Annotated in this window: 1 protein-coding gene; it reads right to left on the reverse strand. The window is 56.8% G+C overall.

Annotated elements, in window-relative coordinates:
- Positions 1 to 53 precede the first annotated feature (53 nt).
- A complete protein-coding gene (locus tag ACTQ34_RS17935; protein ID WP_441364960.1) occupies positions 54 to 1,244 on the reverse strand; it encodes an IS256 family transposase in 1,191 nt (396 codons plus the stop codon).
- Positions 1,245 to 1,355 lie beyond the last annotated feature (111 nt).

The raw sequence follows: 1,355 nt of genomic DNA on the forward strand, positions 1-1,355 counted from the left end.
GGTGCCGTCAAGATTTATGCGCAAAATTATTTGCAGGCTCCGGCTGAATGAAGTCAGCCGGCAATAGAGGCGTCGTACAGAGCCGCCTCCAAGTGCTTCATGTTCATGTATTTCTTGTTGCCCCACTGGGTACCTGCCACATGGCGCAGCCTCGCGCAGACCAGCATCAGGGCGGAGTTGCCGTCAGGGAACGTTCCCACCACGCGGGTTCTGCGGCGGATCTCACGGTTCAGCCGCTCAATCACGTTGTTGGTGCGGATACGCGTCCAATGCTCGCTGGGAAAATCGCAGTAGGTCAGCGTCTCCTCAATGCCGTCCTCGACCTTCTTGGCAGCCTCCTTCAGTTTCATGGCGCGCAGCTCGGCGACCACAGTCTTTGCCTTCTCGCGGGACGCCTTCTTACTCTCCTGGGCGTGGATCGCCTTGAGCATTTTTGCCACAATTTTAACCTTGGATTTGGGTACAACAGAGAAAACGTTGCGGTAGAAATGCACCGTGCAGCGCTGGTATTTGGCATCTGGGAACACCTCACCCACGGCCTCCAGCATCCCCATACACTTGTCGCCGACGATGAGCTTTACACCGTCCAAGCCGCGTCCACGGAGCCACTGGAAGAAGCTGACCCAACTGGCCTTGTCCTCCTTCATGCCCTCGGCGGCTCCCAAAACCTCACGAAAACCGTCCTCATTCACGGAAATTGCCACCAAAACAGCAACATTTTCGTACTCTCCGCCCCAGTTGCGGCGCAAGTAGATGCCGTCCACATAGACATACGGATAGCGCCCGCCCTGCAAGGGGCGGTTCCGCCAGTCCTCGATGTGAACGTAGGCTTTCTTGTTCAGCTCGCTGATGGTGGCGGGCGAGACCTTGCTGCCCCACAGTGCCTCCGTGATGTCCTCCACCCGGCGCACGGAGACGCCCGCCAGGTACATCTCGATGAGGGCCTCCTCCACGCTGCTCTCCCGGCGGCGATACCGCTCGATGATGGCAGTCTCAAAGGACACGCCCTTGAGCCGGGGCATGTGGAGCGTGACGTCGCCGGAGGTTGTGGTGAGATTCCGGTCATAGTGGCCGCTGCGGTAGCCCTGACGGGCCTCGCTGCGCTCATAGCGGGCGGCCTGCGTCAGGGACTCCGCCTCCTTTTCCAGCAGCTCGTTCAGGGTTTCTTCTACACTTCCTCGAACTAATTCTTTGAGCTGCCCCTTGATAATTTCCTCATTCAGCTGTACAATTTTCTCGGACATAGTTTGCTTGCTCCTTTCGAATGTTTGTGTGGTAACTTCATTCTACCAGAGCCTGCAAGCTATGTCTTCTTTTATGCGATTTTCAATTTGCGCAACTTATTGTACCTTATC

The sequence above is a fragment of the Agathobaculum sp. LCP25S3_E8 genome (assembly GCF_052117165.1).
In the GTDB taxonomy this organism is placed as follows: Bacteria; Bacillota; Clostridia; order Oscillospirales; family Butyricicoccaceae; genus Agathobaculum.